This window comes from Nocardioides marmorisolisilvae, assembly GCF_031656915.1.
GTDB classification, from domain to species: Bacteria; Actinomycetota; Actinomycetes; order Propionibacteriales; family Nocardioidaceae; genus Marmoricola; species Marmoricola terrisoli.
Window position 1 is genome coordinate 1,100,326 of record NZ_CP134227.1, and the last position, 15,869, is coordinate 1,116,194.

At 69.5% G+C, this 15,869-nt stretch carries 17 protein-coding genes and 1 pseudogene; 7 read left to right on the forward strand and 11 right to left on the reverse strand.

Going from position 1 to position 15,869, the window contains the following annotated elements:
* Positions 1–221: 221 nt before the first annotated feature.
* Positions 222–680 (reverse strand): MerR family transcriptional regulator, encoded by a 459-nt coding sequence (locus Q9R13_RS05285; RefSeq protein WP_310964028.1) that lies wholly within the window; start codon positions 678–680, stop codon positions 222–224.
* Between the two features lie 53 nt (positions 681–733).
* On the opposite strand from Q9R13_RS05285, the gene Q9R13_RS05290 reads away from it, so the two are divergent.
* On the forward strand, positions 734–1,705 hold the full coding sequence (locus Q9R13_RS05290) for an SDR family NAD(P)-dependent oxidoreductase (RefSeq protein ID WP_310964029.1): 972 nt from the start codon (positions 734–736) through the stop codon (positions 1,703–1,705).
* Positions 1,706–1,904: 199 nt separating this feature from the next.
* Here the strand turns inward: Q9R13_RS05290 and Q9R13_RS05295 are convergent, their stop codons facing one another.
* From Q9R13_RS05295 to Q9R13_RS05310, 4 genes are all read right to left on the reverse strand, one after another.
* Complete coding sequence (locus tag Q9R13_RS05295; protein ID WP_310964030.1) at positions 1,905–2,327, reverse strand: hypothetical protein; 423 nt, start codon at positions 2,325–2,327, stop codon at positions 1,905–1,907.
* On the reverse strand, positions 2,324–4,162 hold the full coding sequence (locus tag Q9R13_RS05300; protein ID WP_310964031.1) for an integrase: 1,839 nt from the start codon (positions 4,160–4,162) through the stop codon (positions 2,324–2,326). The genes Q9R13_RS05295 and Q9R13_RS05300 overlap by 4 nt, the downstream gene beginning before the upstream one ends.
* 269 nt (positions 4,163–4,431) lie before the next feature.
* The gene (locus tag Q9R13_RS05305) at positions 4,432–6,195 is read right to left on the reverse strand and encodes a hypothetical protein (RefSeq protein ID WP_310964032.1); all 1,764 of its coding nucleotides are present in this window, start codon (positions 6,193–6,195) and stop codon (positions 4,432–4,434) included.
* Between the two features lie 86 nt (positions 6,196–6,281).
* Entirely contained in the window at positions 6,282–7,841 is a 1,560-nt protein-coding gene (locus Q9R13_RS05310; RefSeq protein WP_310964033.1) for a site-specific integrase, read from the reverse strand.
* Positions 7,842–7,947: 106 nt separating this feature from the next.
* Between Q9R13_RS05310 and Q9R13_RS20220 the strand changes: the two genes are divergently transcribed.
* From Q9R13_RS20220 to Q9R13_RS05325, 4 genes are all read left to right on the forward strand, one after another.
* The gene (locus tag Q9R13_RS20220) at positions 7,948–8,238 is read left to right on the forward strand and encodes a thermonuclease family protein (protein WP_397219396.1); all 291 of its coding nucleotides are present in this window, start codon (positions 7,948–7,950) and stop codon (positions 8,236–8,238) included.
* On the forward strand, positions 8,162–8,632 hold the full coding sequence (locus tag Q9R13_RS05315; RefSeq protein ID WP_310964034.1) for a hypothetical protein: 471 nt from the start codon (positions 8,162–8,164) through the stop codon (positions 8,630–8,632). The genes Q9R13_RS20220 and Q9R13_RS05315 overlap by 77 nt, the downstream gene beginning before the upstream one ends.
* Before the next feature lie 122 nt (positions 8,633–8,754).
* Positions 8,755–8,970, forward strand: a complete 216-nt coding sequence (locus Q9R13_RS05320) for a hypothetical protein (protein ID WP_310964035.1) — start codon at positions 8,755–8,757, stop codon at positions 8,968–8,970.
* A gap of 9 nt (positions 8,971–8,979) precedes the next feature.
* Positions 8,980–9,156 carry a hypothetical protein gene (locus Q9R13_RS05325; protein WP_310964036.1) on the forward strand — a complete coding sequence of 59 codons (177 nt, stop codon included), beginning with the start codon at positions 8,980–8,982 and terminating at the stop codon, positions 9,154–9,156.
* A gap of 30 nt (positions 9,157–9,186) precedes the next feature.
* Here Q9R13_RS05325 and Q9R13_RS05330 read toward each other — a convergent pair whose 3' ends face one another.
* Positions 9,187–10,041 carry a hypothetical protein gene (locus Q9R13_RS05330; RefSeq protein ID WP_310964037.1) on the reverse strand — a complete coding sequence of 285 codons (855 nt, stop codon included), beginning with the start codon at positions 10,039–10,041 and terminating at the stop codon, positions 9,187–9,189.
* Between the two features lie 232 nt (positions 10,042–10,273).
* On the opposite strand from Q9R13_RS05330, the gene Q9R13_RS05335 reads away from it, so the two are divergent.
* Positions 10,274–10,636, forward strand: a complete 363-nt coding sequence (locus Q9R13_RS05335) for a hypothetical protein (protein WP_310964038.1) — start codon at positions 10,274–10,276, stop codon at positions 10,634–10,636.
* Positions 10,626–12,149, forward strand: coding sequence for a hypothetical protein (locus Q9R13_RS05340; RefSeq protein WP_310964039.1), 1,524 nt, complete (start codon positions 10,626–10,628; stop codon positions 12,147–12,149). Before Q9R13_RS05335 ends, Q9R13_RS05340 begins: the two co-directional genes overlap by 11 nt.
* Before the next feature lie 77 nt (positions 12,150–12,226).
* On the opposite strand, the gene Q9R13_RS05345 is transcribed toward Q9R13_RS05340, so the two are convergent.
* The 5 genes and pseudogenes from Q9R13_RS05345 to Q9R13_RS05360 form a co-directional block, all read right to left on the reverse strand.
* Positions 12,227–12,532 (reverse strand): hypothetical protein, encoded by a 306-nt coding sequence (locus Q9R13_RS05345; protein ID WP_397219049.1) that lies wholly within the window; start codon positions 12,530–12,532, stop codon positions 12,227–12,229.
* A gap of 8 nt (positions 12,533–12,540) precedes the next feature.
* Positions 12,541–12,724 (reverse strand): annotated as a pseudogene (locus Q9R13_RS20225) (transposase); the annotation flags it as partial.
* A gap of 45 nt (positions 12,725–12,769) precedes the next feature.
* A complete protein-coding gene (locus tag Q9R13_RS05350; protein ID WP_310964040.1) occupies positions 12,770–13,315 on the reverse strand; it encodes a Mu transposase domain-containing protein in 546 nt (181 codons plus the stop codon).
* Between the two features lie 9 nt (positions 13,316–13,324).
* On the reverse strand, positions 13,325–14,896 hold the full coding sequence (locus Q9R13_RS05355; RefSeq protein ID WP_310964041.1) for an IS1634 family transposase: 1,572 nt from the start codon (positions 14,894–14,896) through the stop codon (positions 13,325–13,327).
* Between the two features lie 106 nt (positions 14,897–15,002).
* Positions 15,003–15,731, reverse strand: a complete 729-nt coding sequence (locus tag Q9R13_RS05360; RefSeq protein ID WP_310964042.1) for a helix-turn-helix domain-containing protein — start codon at positions 15,729–15,731, stop codon at positions 15,003–15,005.
* Between the last annotated feature and the right edge of the window lie 138 nt (positions 15,732–15,869).

Genomic DNA, 15,869 nt, shown 5'->3' on the forward strand with positions numbered 1-15,869 from the left:
ATTGGACCTGTCGTGCCCCGTGGCAGCGGAACCTGTCGTAGTCGGCACCCGTGGAAACACCGGAACGGAAGGTCCCGGTACGAGATCGACTTGCCGCCGTGGGTATGTCAGAGGAGGCCCCCGTCCCGGTGACGGAGCCCGGACGGCTCCTACGGGACGTCCGCCGGGTGGTCGGGCCAGGATGGGCTTCTAGCCTGGGCGTTCACCGTTTGTGGTTCCCGTTACGACGCAGTTCGTTGATCTCGTGCATCGGCGGCAGAGGTAGCGGCGGGGTCCCAGAGCCCTTCGGCCGTGTCGGTGGCCACGTGTTCTTCGTACACGGCGACCTTCCACGTGATCAGGTCCAAGCACTCGGTGAGTGCGTCCAGTTGTGCCTGCACCCGCGCTTGGTGAGACCGGAGCAGATCGAGGCGCTGGTGCTCGTTGCCGGGACCTTGGCGAACGAGGTCGGCGAACGTCTGCAGGCTGGCCAGCGGCATGCCCGAGGCGCGCAGCTTGGTGCAGATGGTCAACCAGTCGACGTCGGTCTGCGTGTAGATGCGCCGCCCACCGGACGTGCGCTGCACCGGCGAGACCATCAGGTTCTCGCGTTCGTAGAACCGCAGGGCGTGCACGCTCAGGCCTGTGCGGGCGGCGACGCCGCCGATACTGAAACTGTCACTGTCGTGGATCGCTGGCATGGTGTCACGGTAGCCCTTGACCTAGACCACGCTCTAACTCCTAGCGTGTTGGTATGACAACTCCGCAGCAACCGATCGGATCAGGCTTCGGCTTCCGCAGCACCACCAATGATGTCCTATCCGGTATCAGTCTCACCGGCAAGACCGCCGTGGTGACCGGCGGCTACTCCGGCCTCGGACTAGAGACCACCCAAGCGCTGAGCGCGGCCGGCGCGCAGGTGATCGTTCCGGCCCGCAGACCTGACGTGGCGCGCGCCGAGCTGGCCGCCGTACCCGGGGTCAGGGTCGAGCCGATGGACCTGGCCGATCTGGACAGCATCTACCGTCTGGCAGACGCACTGCTGGCTATCGGCCGATCGATCGACTTTCTCATCGGGGCCGGTGGGGTGATGGCAAGCCCGGAGACCCGCGTTGGCCCTGGCTGGGAGGGCCAGTTCGCGATCAACCACCTCGGCCACTTCGCGTTGACCAACGAGTTGTGGCCAGCGCTGGTCGCAGGCCGGGCGCGCGTCATCTCCTATTCCTCGGCAGGTCATCACCTGTCGGGCATCCGCTGGGACGACGTGCAGTTCGACACCGGCTACGACAAGTGGCTGGCCTACGGGCAGTCCAAGACCGCGAATGCGCTATTTGCCGTGCACCTCGACGCCCTTGGTCGGGAGCACGGCGTGCGGGCGTTCTCGCTGCATCCGGGATCGATCCTGACCCCGTTGCAACGCCACATGAGCCACGACGAGCTGACCGACCGCGGCTGGGTCGACGCCGCCGGCAACCCCGCGGACCCAACTTTCAAGACCCTGGCGCAAGGCGCCGCGACAGGCGTATGGGCAGCGACCTCACCTGGGCTGTCCGGACTCGGCGGGGTGTACTGCGAGGACTGCGACATCGCCACCATCGCCGACCCGGTCGGGCCGATGGACTCCGGCGGAGTCCGCGACTATGCCATCGACCCCGGTCAAGCTGCCCGACTCTGGCGGCTGTCCTCCGAGCTCACCGGACTCGACACCGTCCCAACAACCGCGTGACAGCGCTCATCCATCGCCGGCCCAAGATGTGCCGCTGGCCGATCGCTTTCCGGGACGCAGCCCACACATTCGGCTCGGGTGGTTGGAGCCGGTGGGCTGCCTGGCCCTGTCTGCCCGTTCGGCGCGCTGATCCAGCGGGTGCACCGCGACCTGCATGGCACAGCCGGTCGCGGGGCGAATCCCCTCAGGGTCTAGCGCGCTAGGCCGACGAATGCGCGCCGATATGTGGTACCTGTCGGAGCGAGGCGAGTTCTTCGCGTGCTTGGTGGAGTTCGAGGGACAGTTCGCCGACGATCTTGGTCAGCGTCTTGGTGGTCTCGCGTTCTTCGGCGAGCTGCGTGTTGAGAGCATCGTTTTCGTTCTTGAGCGCGCGGTTCTCGTCGGCGATTCGTGTGGTCGAGTTGGGCGTGGCGTGCTGGGCTTTGACGCGGGCCTTGAAGTCGTCGACGAGGTTCTTGTGGTCGCCGTAGACGACGTCACGTCGTAGCCCGGACTCGGTGATCAGCTGTGTGCTGGTGAGTTTGCCGGTGGTCGACCTCAGCGGGGTGCCGGCCAGGAGTCGTTCCGCGGCGGCGGCCAGGTCGCGGCGCTCGGCATCGAGGTCGCGTCGCCTGCGGGTCATCGTGTGCGTCCTTCTTTGGGCGGTGTCTGGTGTCGTGTGAGGACGCCGCGGATCTGCTCGGCTTGGGCGCGTGCGCGGTCGCGCAGCGGGGCCGGCGCCATCGGCTCGTCGGCGGCATCATTGAGGACGTTGAGGCGTTCGCGCAGGCGAGTGATGTCGCGGTCGGTGTAGGCCAGGTTGACGCACCCGGCCTGGCATTCCGCCTCGAGCGGGCCGTCGACGATCGGCAGCCCTTGGGCTTGTCGGCTGGTGCGGCAGGCGGCGGTCTCGGCCCGGTATACGCAGGTCATCCCGTCGCCGTGGTGGATGCTGCGGTCGGCGTGTTGCAGGATGCGTTCGACGTTGCGGACGCGGTTGACGACCCGCCCGGCGAACCTGTGGGTGGATGCGACTCGGTCGCGATAGTGGGTGGCGGCGGGGCCGCTGACGTGTTCGCCGCCGGCCAACAAGGCGTGGTCGTGCTGGTTGTGCTCAATGATGGCCTCCAGGCGTTCGACGGCCAGGTCGTCGAGCCATCCGGTGTCGGCCTTGCCGCTGTAGCTGAGGGTGACGGTGGTGGACACGTGCCCGTATTGCAGTGCCGCGGCGATCAGGCCGCGGGGGCGGCGCACGATGAAGTAGGCCAGGGTGCGCCGAAACCGGGTCGGGTAGATCCGACCGGCCGGATCAGGGGGGATTGCGGCGTGGCCGTCGAGCCGGTGGAAGCTGGCGTTGACCCAGGCGATGAAGTTTTCCAGGTCGCGGGTCACTTCGCCGTTTCGGCGGGCGTGCCGCTCGGCGGGCCGGATCGCGTGCGGCTTGTGGAGGCTGGACGGGAACAGGAAGGGTGCGTCGGTCAGCTGCTCGAGCAGGGTGATGGCCTGGTGGACGGGGCGCACCACGACCCAGGTGCGTTTCCAGGGATCGTCACCGAGGGTGGGGCGTGGGGTGCGGGCCGGCCCCTTGCCGTAGCGGCCGGCTACCAGTAGCTGACCGGTCGTCTCGTCCTGGCAGGTGCAGCCGCGGCGTAGGTTGAGGACCTCGCCGGGTCGCATGCCCGACAGGTAGCTGATGACGACGAAGCAGGCCGCGGACAGGTGAGAGATCAGGGCGGGGAGTTCTTGTGTCGTCAGGGGCCGTTCGCGCCACGGGCGGCCGTCAATGAGTCCGGTGATGGTGCCCACGGGTGAGCCATCGGCGACATGTAGGCCGCTGTCGAGGATGACGGGTTGCAGGCTGGGCGGTACTTGACGCTGGGGCAGGCGCAGCATCCTGGCGAGGTGGCTCCAGTTGATCCGTGGTTGCGCCTGCGGGTTACTGCTGGGGTGTCCGGGCAGGGCGCGGTCCTGCGCGGATGCGTCGGCGGCGAAGGCTTCGAGTCGTTGCCGGGAGGACAACCCGTCCAGGGTCACCTGGCTGGGGTGGGTGCCGGCCTCGAGCTGGTCCAGCTCGGCGCGCGCTGCCACGATGTCGGGGCCGATCACCTCGACCATGCGCAGACTCCAGTCCAGTAGGGCCTCCATGGTGGCCGGGGCGACGCGTGGGGTCGTGTTCTCCGCGCCCGCCGGTCGGCAGGGCGCATTTGCCAGCCGGGATGGGGGCGCACCGCCCCAGGGGTTGTGGGTGTCCAGTCGGCAGTGCGGCGGAAGGCGCGCTCGGTACTCCCAGACGGTGCGGACCGCGACGAATAGGTCGCGCTTGCGGCGGTTGCTGGTCTCCAGCCGGAGCACGTGCTGGCGGTAGCGTTCCAGCTGCTGGTCGGTGACCTCGTGCAGGCTGGGCAGTTGTTGCTGGCTCATCCAGGCCGCGAACACGCGCAGCGTGCACAGCCGGAATGCCAGGGTGCCGATGCTCATCAGGTCCCCGTCGCTGGTGAGGGTGACGCTGCGCGGAGTGGGGTGTTCCAGGAAGGCCAGGGTGACGTTCTTGAACACTTCGACCAGCTCGGTGGGCCAGCGGTCCCATTGGATCGCGTTGATCTTGGCGTGCGCGTCGGGATGGGCGGGGGCCAGGTGCCAGACTGCGTCCTCGAAGCGGGACAGCTTGCCCGGCGGGGTGCCGGGACGCACGGTGCGGTGGCGCAGGATCGGTGCCCCGACACGGTTCCGGTCGCCCTCGTCGCTGATCAGTGCAGGTCCCATTGGCCCTCCAGGAGGTCGCTGATGCGTTGGCGGTGCCCGTCGGTGATCCTGGCCCTGGCGTGGTCGATTTCGGCGGGCTGGAAGCCGGCGGTGATGTCGCGCAGCTGGCCCAGGCGGGGTGCGTACCGGCGCGCCCACAGGGCCGGGGGCAGGTGTGGACGCATCTGCTCCAGTGCGTCGATCGCGGCCAGCTGGATCGGTAGCTGGTGCGGCAGAGCGCGGGCGTTGGCGCAGTCCAGGCAGGCCAGGAACGACGCCGAGCAGGCGGCCCCGGGCGGGTCGTACGGGCTGGCCCGGTGGTCTTGGCAGGACGCCAGAACGGTGTCCCGACCGCCCTCGATCAGCCCGGCCAACTGCCTCATGCTCATGTCGGCCTGGCTGGCGGCGGCCTGTGGGTCGCGTCGGGCGAGGTCTAGGAAGTTCTGGGTGAAGACCGGCACCCGAGCATGGTCGCGGGCCTTGCTCACCTCGTCGTCCAGGGCGGCAGCGACGACGGCGTGGGACTCGGCCTGGACGGTGGGGTGGGGCATCAGGTAGGTATCGCGCATGGTGGTCGCGGTGTGCGCCACGGGGCGACGGCGCCGCTCGATCGCGGTCAGCCGCAGCGTCCTCACCGAGACCACCGGCTTCCCGGCAGGGACCGCGAGGGTGGCGGTGGGGAAGCTGCGGGCGGCGGCCCACCGCTGCACATGCTGGCTGGTCAGCGTGGTGATCCACGGGCTTGGAGTATGAACGGTCTTCTTGGCGATCCGGCCGGTGAAGAGTCCCTGGCTGTTGCTCAGGCGGCGGGCGGTGTCGCCGAGGTCGAGCAGCATCCGGTACACCCTCAGTGGCGACCGGGACCACCGGTGTTCTCTGTCGCCGCCGGTGATGAGGTCTTCCAGCGCGATGACCATGTGTTCCCGGTCGGGTCCGCGGCGTGGCTTGCACGCCTCGACCAGTGCCAGGCCCTCGTCGGTCAGCCCGCCGTCGGGACGGAAGTGCGCGGCCGGCCAGGTGACGATCGTGCCGTAGTTCTGCCCGGTCAACGCGACAAGGAGCAGCGCGAACGCGGCCAGTTCGTCCGGGGACGGGCACAGCATGCCGGCGACCTTGACCAGTCCGCCGCACCGTTGCACGTCCGGCGTGCCGTTCGTGTCGACCCTGCGGGGCAGTTGGCCGGTGCGTTCGAAGCCATCCAACAACCGACCGAGTGTGACGTCCTCGCTGCCCGCTGGAAGCTCTCCGGCCCGATACCGGACCAGGAGCCGCCGCGCGGCGTGGATCCGGTCCCGGGCCGCCCGCACGTCATGTCGAACGGCGGTCAAGATCTCCTGCCATTCGGCCTCGGTGTAGCCCCGCTTGCTGATGTCGCCCCGGCCCATCCCGCGTACCCGGATCGCCGCCAACCCGGCCCTCGCCTGGGGGCTGAGACGCTCGTCGTCGCGCAGCAAACGTCGCAGGTTCTCGACGTAGCCGCTCACGGTTCGTGGTTTCAGGTGCTCGTAGCGGCGCCGGAAGGCCAGCAAGTGCTCGGCGACGACGTCTTCTGGCTGCCGGACCGGGACCGGGTGCTCGGACAGCACGACCGCGAAATGGCGGGCCGTGTCCACCAGTGACCTGGCGGTGGGCAATCGTTTCACCGTCGAACGGGTGGTGACCTGGCGGGCGACCCGGCCGGCCAGCCACCGGCGGATCGGCTCGGCCACCGGCAGGTCGGTGAACTCGAACAGCGTGCTGCGCCCACTGGTCTCGTCGAGGAACAGCACACTTTGACCATCGGCTCCCAGTCGTGGCCGCGGCGCCCACCCGGCCGGTGGCAGGGCTGCGGGTTGTCCTCCCCCCACGCGGTCGCTCACCGAGACACCACCCCGGTGAGGGTGATCGGCTGCACCGTGCGCCCGCCTTCGCGGGCAAGGGTACGCAGCAACGCATCGACTCCGGCGGTCTCCCCCTCGTCCAACAGGGCCATCAAGTAGTCGACCTCAAGCCCGGCGAATGGTTCGAGGTAGATGTCTCGCGTGGTCATCGGGTGGGCGTGGCCCATCAGCGTGGCCAGCTGGTACCAGATGTCACCCAGCTGGTCGCGCAGGTCACGCGTCTCCTCCTCGGACAGGCCCGTGACCCGGGTCCGCCAGACCGCCGAGAAGATCGAGTACCACTTGAGGCAGAACGAGTGCCGCAGCATGTGCGGCCGCGCCCACAACGGGCACTGGTCCGCGTCCACCCCGTCACCGACGGTCTCGGCCCACACGCGGGCGATGCGGTGATTGGCGTGATCGAAGGTGTCTTCCCACCCGTAGGGCTTCTTCGGCAACCCATTCGGGGCGAGCCACAGCCACAACGGCGCCAGCCCGTCCGGGGTGCGTCGGAACAAACGGCGTCGCTCGTCCGGGCCGAGCACGTCCACCGAGACGGGCACCGGCCCGCCCGGGTCCTCGATCAGCAGCCGCTGACTGTGCGCGCGGTAGCCGGTCACGACCCGGACGCCGGGCAACTGCTGGTAGCGGCCGGCCCGCTGTGCCCGTCGGACGACCTCAGCCCGGGAGCCCGCCACCGGGTCGGTGTAGGCGGCTACCGCGTGCAGCACGCTTCGCGGGATCCGATACGTCCGGCCGGCCTTGGCGCCCTTGAGACATGCCGCCGACAGGTGCGCCGGCGCGAACCGGGCCGCGCCCGGTGCGGGGATCTCGAGGTCGAGGACGCTGGCCCACTCCGCCAACCGCAGGCCCGTCCCGTACAGGCCATCGACGAACGCCGCATCCCGGTCCTCATTGATGCCGCGCCAGCCAGGGCGGCGCAGCCCGTCGAAGCCGTAGCCACACAGCCCGATGTTGCGCCACTGCTCGAACGCCGACCGCAGCATCCACTTGACCTGCCGCCGCGTTGAGCCAGCGGGCCGCAAGGGATCCCGGCCACCCGGTCGGCGGCGCAGCGCCTCTTCGGGCGGCGCAACGCTGCGTCGCGGGCCCATGCCGGCGGTAGCGACCGGATTGGCCACGCCGTACCGCTGGCCGGCCCACGAATAGAAGCTGTTCAATGCCGACCGGTCCGTGTCGAAGCTCGTCGGCTGCACCCGCTTGGCATTGTCCAGCGACGTCAGCCGCCACTCCTTGAATGCTCCCACGTCTCTCGCCGTCGCGTCCGTCCAGCCGCGGCCGACCACGTGTAGGTAGTCCAGCCACACCACCAGGGCGTAGGCGTACCGGCGCCACGTTCCGGGGCGGGCCTCGGCCATCGGCCCGGTGCGGAAGAACAGATTGACCCGCGGGTCAGGCCACCCGCCCGGGCCGATCAACACCGGGGTCCCGTGCCGGGCACCATTGGCAGCAGCGCGGGCGTGCACCTCCCCGAAACCCGACAAACACTCAGCGTCAGGCGTGGTCACGGACGCCGTGAAGTCGTAGAACGTCACCGTCCACCCTTCCATCCCAGCAGACAAACGCTCTCTCCAAGCAGGTCGTGACCGACGACTCTGAATAGCCTAGAGAAGGATCGACGCTCCCGAAGTCGCTCATCCGCTGGAGCCGTCCGAGTGCTACGCCGCGGACGCCACGCGCCTGCTCGAGCGACTCGCGCCGGTCGGCAGCACCGTCGACCTGGTCACCGACACCGCCCAGCCCAGCCGTGACCGCTACGACCGGCTGCTGCGCTACGTCGACCACGATGCCGTCGACGTAGCCCGCGAGCTCCTGGCCAGCGGCGCCGCCCGCCGCTACGAAGCAGACCAGGCGCTTGCCCGCGAGGAGTCGTACGCCGGCGCCGTCGACGACGCCCAGGGCGCTGAGCGCGGCCTGTGGGGAAGCTGCTGAGAGCCCCGGTGCAGGTGATGGACGAGCAGCTGACGCTGGCCGCGAAGACGCTGGCCGGTGGTGCTACGCCCTCGGCGTCGACGAACGCCTCCTCGGCTGCGGCGAGCAGCTGCGCAGACTCGCCGTCGACCAGGCCCTCGGCCGACGGGCGCCGGCGCACCTCGAGCAGGCGCTATGGCAACAGACCGCCACCCTGCTGCGGCAGCGCCTCGACTGGGACCGCGACCACCAGGTGAGCCCACCGGCGCCCGCTGCGTGCCTGCCCTGCGCCGTGGCGGCCGACCAGTGCCCCACCCACGCCGACCGCCGCTGTCGCGCGTGCGGTGGCCAGCTGCACCGCATCGTCGTCGACGAGGGCTTCGACACCCACCCGTGCTGCGACCGGCCGGCGTGATCGGACCCGGCCCGTCGAGACGGATCCGCCGCGGGTGATCGCTCCCACCCCTGGCCCGCACTTAGGAGACCAAGGAGGACTGGCGCAGCCGGTGCCGGTCCACGGGATCCATGGGAGTTCACATGAGTGAAGCCGCTCGCGAGGAAGAGGCCCGTCAGCGCGCCGAGGAGATCAGGGCGACTGAGGAGGCCGCCGCCCAGGCCGCGGCCGCCGACACCGGCCCCTCCCCCGACGCCGAGATCACGCAGGTCCACCGTTCCGGTCGCCAGCACGACCACACCGACACGGCCGCCTACCAGCGGCCCCAGATCGGCCGCCGCCGCGGCCCGCGCCGCTAGGAGGTCGTGATGGCAACCGCGCTCGCATCAGCGGACGTCAGTCACGTCCCCGGCCGCACAACGGTCCGCTGGGTCGACTGCTCCCACAAGCTGGGTTCGCTGCCGTGCATGAACCACAAGCCGCACGAGGGCAACGGCCGCGGCTGCGTGCACCACTCCACCTCCGGCTTCCAGGACGACGAGTAGCTCGCGGACCTGCAGCGCCGGAGAGTGTGCCTAGCCGTGGACCAGGTGCAGCCGCGGCCGCGCCGGCTGCTCGACGGCCGCCTCCAGGAGCTGCAGCCGCTCGAGCGTCATCGGATTGCCATGACGCCGGAGCAGGCCAGCCAGCACGGAGCCGAGCCCCAGGGAGACCACCAGCTGGTCGGCCGCGGCCTCCGCGCTGGCCTCGATCCGGCGGCTGGCCGCCGGCACCAGGTAGGTCAGGAGGATCACCGCGCCGCCCAGGATCCCCGGAGCGGGCCGGCCCTCAACGACCGACTGCACGATGCAGATCACTCCGACGACACCTCGCAGCGTCCACGCCAGCCGCACGAACGGAAGCCAGGCGAACGCCCGGGCCACGCCGCGGAACGACGCGACCACCAGCCGCCACGGCGTCGTCGACGCAAGCACCGCGAGCTCGAGCCGCGGGCGGATCGCACGCCGCCGGCCGACGGCATGAGCCATCGCGGAGGCCGCCTCCGCGTCGGTCACCCCTCCGCGGTAAGTGGCGTCGACCAGGCCGGGGCTGACCACGACAGCGCCATCTGCGATCGCCATAGCCACCAGGGTGCTCGGACCCTGACGCCGGCGTACGAACAGGGCGCCGACGTCGACACCGCGGACACCCAGCTCGGCGAGCACAGGCCCCATCACCTGGAGCTCAGCCGCAGTCGCAGGCCGCGACCCGGTCAGCGCTGCGGTCGCCGACACCTCGAACCGGCCGAGCGCCAGCGCAACGAGCACGCCCGCTGCAGCCAGGAACGCGATCAGGCCGAGCGCCGGCGGGAGCACGGCGCACACCACCACGGTGAGGACGAAGCTCACCAGCACCGCCGGCGCCAGCGTCACCACTCTCAGCACGGTCATCGGGAACCTCCTCATCACGACCCTCCTCCATCTGTCAGCACTAGTGCGAATCTCTTGACTTTATCCGTGGTGATCGTCCGGCGACCGCCATACGACATAGGCGAACGAGACCAGTTTGTGCCCAGCCGCCGACACGACCCCGAGTTATCCACAGCCCGCCGCGCAGCGGAGCGAGGACCGACCCGGACGTGGGTTCATGGGCCAGACCGACCTCCGACCGAAAGGAACACCCGTGGACACCCTCAACGCTGACGGCACTTGGGACCGCCTCGGCTCGATCGCCCTCCTGCTGCACCAGGCCGCCACCCAGGTATGGAGCGACGCCGACCGGTCTGCCGCCGACTCGCCACTGCACGACCTCGGCCTCGGTGTCTACCTCGCGCACTCCCGGGCCAGCGCCCTGCTGCCCCAGGACTACGAGCTGCCCGACGTCGAGGTCGACGAGCTCGAGGAGCGCACCCCGCTGCAGCTACTCACCGAGGCCGAGGGGTTGACCCGGCCCCTGCCGTTGCACCGGCCCGACCTGGTTCACGGCTCCCAGCTGGTCGTCGACCTGTGCGACCTCATCCGAGAAGCACGCGGCCTTGGCTACTGACCTGCGGGTGGCGTACGCCGACATCGACCAGGAGCTCTTCGACATCGACCAGATCCCGGTGACCTCGCGCGACGTGCGCAGCGTCGGCGAGATGCTCTTCGACGTCGACTACCTGGCGCGCCAACTCCTGATGGATGTTGACGGAGACGCCGCCGGCACGCTGCTGCGCAGCTGGCCGACGATGGTCGCGGCCGCCGAGGACCTGTGGGCATCCCTGCCCGGTCGACGCCCCGGCATCGACGAGCGCGACCGTCCCATCACCACCCTCTCCGCCCAAGCCGCCACCATCGAGACCAGCCTCTCCGGCCGCACCGCCTGGCCAGGGCAGGGCCCGACCAGCCCCCGCATCGACCAGATGACCCAGACGTTCCTCAACGCCGCCGCGCTGGTCCGCCGCTACGGTGCCGAGATCCCCCACGCACAGCCCGACGCTCACCGCGACCTCGAGGCCGCGCGCACCCGGATCATGCACGGGCTCTACCTCACCGCCCACGCCGTCAACGTCGCGCTCCACGAGCACGGCCGCGACCGCCTCAACGACGCCCGCGGCTCCGGGCACCGGATCCAGCTGGCGCAGCACCACTCTCCCTACGCGATCGCCCCCACGGGCGCCTGGATCGACAGGATCTCCGCGTGCGAGAACACCGCCCGCAGCTACCTAAGCGACCGGTTCGCCCAAGCCCTCGCCGGCGAGGCGATGCGGCCCGTCGACGACCCCAGCCGGCTCGCGCAAGCGCTGGCCCACTGGGACATCCAGACCCACCGCGCGCTGGCCCGAGATCTCGAACCGTCCAACATCCTGCTGATCACCCGCACCCAAGGCCTGATCGCCGGCGCGAGCATGGTCCTCATCGACGCGGCCGCGGCCGCAGGCGTGCTCGAGCGCTCCGAGCGCCTGGTCCCCGCCATCGCCGAGGCAGGACGCTCCTGGAGCAATCTGGCCAGCCGCTGGGGCGACCTCGCTCCCCCAGGAGCCCGCCTCGAGGAGCGGCTGGCACGCGCGGCCGCGGAGGTCCGCGCCGCCTACCGCCAGATCACCCACAACAAGACCACCCTGGCCAGTCCCGAGGTCATCGCCGGCCGCCCAGGACTCCCCCAAGCAGTTCTCGCCACGCTGCGCGCGATCGAGGCCGGCTCCGAGCTCGCAGTTGTCGTCGCCGAGAAGGCCGACGAGGACCTCGTCGGCCCGGCCCGCGCCCTGTCCCGTCGAGCGCACAACGACGTCGAGGCCGGCCTGGCCACCCCGCCGGCCGAGGGCGACGTCGTCTGGGTCTCCCCCGCCGACATCCTCAACAAGCGCCTCGTGCCACTCCCCCCGCCCGTCGCGGAGACCCTGCGCGCGGCCAGCGACGCCACGATCGACGCCACCAGCTCGGCCTCCGCAGTGATTATGGTGCACACACCGAGCATGGAACCAGTCCCGGCCAGGGTGAATACGCATCAAAGCCCGGCCGGGCGAAATGAAGTGACACCGCTCACCGCCGGTATCCCAGCCAAGAGTCGTGGCCGGTGAAGACGCTTCGCGCCCGAACAAGTCCGGTAGCACCGCAACTGACCCGCGCCTGCCACGAACTGATGCTCCTATTGGTGTCAAGCGGCCTGAAGCCAGGTTCGGTAGCGCTCGGTGAACTCGCGGTCGTGGGTGATGCCACGCTCGATGCGACTGACGTGGATTTGGCAGGTACCGAGCGCTTCGACGACCTTGCGTAGGGGCAGGTTCTTCTCGCGTCGGACGCGGTGGCGGTCGTCGATGCTGGCCAGAGCGTTGGGCTCCCGGAGCAGCCTGAATACCTCGCGGGCAATGGTGCGCTTGAGGATCCGCAGGAGCTCAGGATTGCTCCTGTTCCTCGCCCGTTGTGCCGCGACGAACGCTCGGGTCCGGGGATCGCTGGACATTCGCACGGTGGCGACAGTGTGCAGGGCCGCGTTGGCGTGCCGGGCCCAACCGCGGGAGAGCCGGTAGCGGGTCTTGCCCGACGACGCGGGAACGGGCGCGGTGCCGCACTAAGCCGCGAAGGAGGGATCGCTGGCGAGTCGCTCGGGATTGCCGCCAGCGGTGACGAGCAGCTGAGCTGCGGTGACCGGGCCGTGCCTCGGTGCTCGTGGCCTTCGCGCTGGACTTGGTGGCGGCCATCAGTTGACCTCCAGACCGAAAGCGCGGTCGTAGTCGCTGAGATCCCGGGCCAGGTCATCGCCAGCAGCGGCGGCAGGGCGGGGTTGCTGGAACTGTTTGCGCAGCCAAGCGGCGGTCTCGACATGGACCGGGTCGGTGACCGTGGTTCCTCGGGCCCACACTCGCGGGTGTTCGGCCACGACCCGGCCCTCGCAGTGAACGCGGACCCGGTCAAGGTCCGCGCTGACGTCGACCATGCGGCCGATCACGGTCGGGTCGACGGAGTAGTCGTTGGTGTCCAGACGGACGTAGTAGTCCCGCCCGAGCCGGATCTTGTTGCGCCAGCCCAGGTGCAGCGGGACCGGTGGCAGCGGCAGCATCGCGGCCCGGTCGGCCTGGACCAGGTCGACCGGTGCGGCCTTGATCGTGCGCACCACGCGGGCGTCGGCCTTGTCCAGCCAGTCGGTGAACTGGTCGTTGAAGTCGTCCGGCGACCTGAAGGACCGGCCGGGCATGAAGGAGGTCTCGAACCAGCCGTTGCGTCGCTCCAGCCTGACTCGTGCCACCGGGGTGTGTCAGTGAGGTCTGGCCTGTAGCGCGGTGAGGATCGCCTGGGCTGCTGGGGTGGTCGGGTCGGCGGCGAGGTGCTCGTGGCCGGCGATGCGGACGGTGATCTCCTGGATCGGCCGCAGGGTCGTGATGATCTTCTTGATGCTCGCGCCGGTGCTGTTCTGCAGGTCGCGGGCGATCGCGAGGGCAGCGAACACGATGGTCAGGTGGGCCTCGATCGCGTCGCGGGTGTGGTGGAAGATCGGCCTGGCGGCGAGGTCGGTTTTGGACATCCGGAATGACTGCTCGACGTGCCACAGGTCGTGATAGCTGGCGACGACCTCACCGGCGGGCATCAGATCGGCGGGGATGTTGGTGACGTAGCCCTTCAAGCCGACCAGCTCACGCGCCCGGGCGAGTGAGGCTTCGTCGAGGACGGTGGCGCCGTTGCGGGACTTCACGAACCGGGGCGTCCTCGCGGCCCTCTCGCCGGCCACGACCGCCCTGGCCTTGTTCTCCTGCAAGGAGAGGGTCTTGTTGTCTCGCACAGCTCGCTTGCGGGAGTAGGCCCACACCGCCCGCCACGACTTCGCATGCACCTTCGGGTCCCAGACAGGTTCGGCCCGCCGCATCGGGTCACTGGCCTTCACCGCGGTGCCGCGTTGATCCCTGGGGGTGATGGTGTCGATTACCTGCCCATCGGCGAAGGCGGTGCCGTGCCAGCGGAAGTGGGACTCCAGATCCTTCGGGGCCTTCGTCACCCGCGACCCGACGATGAACCGCAGGCCCGCCTCGTCCAGCTCGCGCAGGTTCGTCGCCGACAGCATCCCGGCGTCAGCGACGATCACCATGTCAGCGACGCCGTGCCGAGCCTGGAACTGCTTGACGATCGGGATGATCGTCAACGTCTCTGCCTTGTTGCCCTCGAAGCAGCCGATCTCGAGCGGGAACCCACGCCGGTCGACCAGCAGCCCGACCACGATCTGCGGATCGACCCGGCGTTCCTTGCTGTAGCCAACCTTGCGGAGTTGGTCCTCATTCTCGGCTTCGAAGTAGAGCGTGGTCACGTCGTAGAGCACCAGGCTGACGTCGCCAGTGATCATCGCGTGGTCGAAGCAGGCAGCCGCGATCCGATCGCGGTAGTCGCGCTCCTGGGCTCGCTGCAGTGACCGGAACATCGTGCGCAACGACACCGTCGGCGCGCCGATCTCGTTCAGCACCCGGACCGAGTCGGCCTTCGAGGTCGGCTCGATGATCCGCGCCAACACCAGTTGCGCGAAGGCCTCGTCGTCGATGGCGTCGAACCCCAGCCGCGTGTAGGCCGAGGTGAGGACCTGCCACAGCAGCGCTGAGCGCTTGCTCGTGATCGGGGCAGGCCTGGTTGGCACGCCCTCATCTTCAAGGCCGACACCGTCCAGGTCGAGAGCCTCCTGGCCCTCGTGCATGCGTCGACGCGCCACCGCGAACAGCACCGCCAGCTCGGCGTCGTCGCGGGCCGTGCCAAGGTGCTCGAGGACGACATCACGCCCGTCGCGACGCTCAGCGAGCTGGACCTTCGTGCTCCCCGAACGCCCCGGGACCTTCCGCACAAACACCACTGGCCGGACCCTACCGACCAACGGGGTGTGTCAATCACGCCGCCCGCAACCCCGTGACCTGCGAAAACACCAGCGTGATCCGCGATCTCAACTCAAGTGGCACGAGTCAGGACCGGCCGGGCATGAAGGAGGTCTCGAACCAGCCGTTGCGTCGCTCCAGCAGGCCCTTGGACTCCGGGTCATTCGGTGGCAGCAGCACCAGCTTGGTGGCCAGGGTGCCCATGAACGAGGCCACCCCTTCGGCGCGGCGTTGACCGCGACCGATGCCTGCCTCGTTGTCCCAGATCAGCCGACGCGGGACCCGCCCGAGCTGCTGGATCAGCTCCCACGACCCGAGTAGCAGGTCCTCGGTCTTCCGGGTCGGGATCATCCGCCCGGTGATGAACCGCGAGTGCGCGGCTGTGATCACCAGCACCGGCAACAACTTCGTGGTGCCGTCCTCGAGCGGGATCTTGCGCGGCGGGAACCACAAGTCGCCCTGCGCGGCGTCGCCGACGGTCCAGGTGATCCGGTCAGCCGGGTCGACCGGTCGGTGATCCGGGCGCAGCCGCTTCACGTTCTCCGAGAACCAGCGGATCGAGCCCGTCCAGCCGACCCGCTCGGCCAACACCGTCGCGGGCATGTCCGGCACCTCGTCCAGCAGCGCCCGCACCGCCGGCTCGAACGCGGTGAACGACGTCGGCCCCGCCTTGCGCTCATAACGCGGCGGAGCGTCCGAGTTCACCGCCTTGATGACCGTGGTCCGCGAGATCCCCAGCTGCGCTGCGATCCGCGTCTTCGGCACCCCGTCTGCAGCCAGCCTTCTGATCAGCGCCCAGTCCTCCAAAGTGATCACTCTCCAATCGTTGAGTGCTCACTTTTCACCGCCGAAACTGTTCAGTTTTCGAGCGCCGCCGACAGCTGCCGCGAGGCAGGGAAAATGGCGGCCCGCCCTGTTGGACCGTCGGTTGGGGGCACTGTAGCGTCGGTCCGA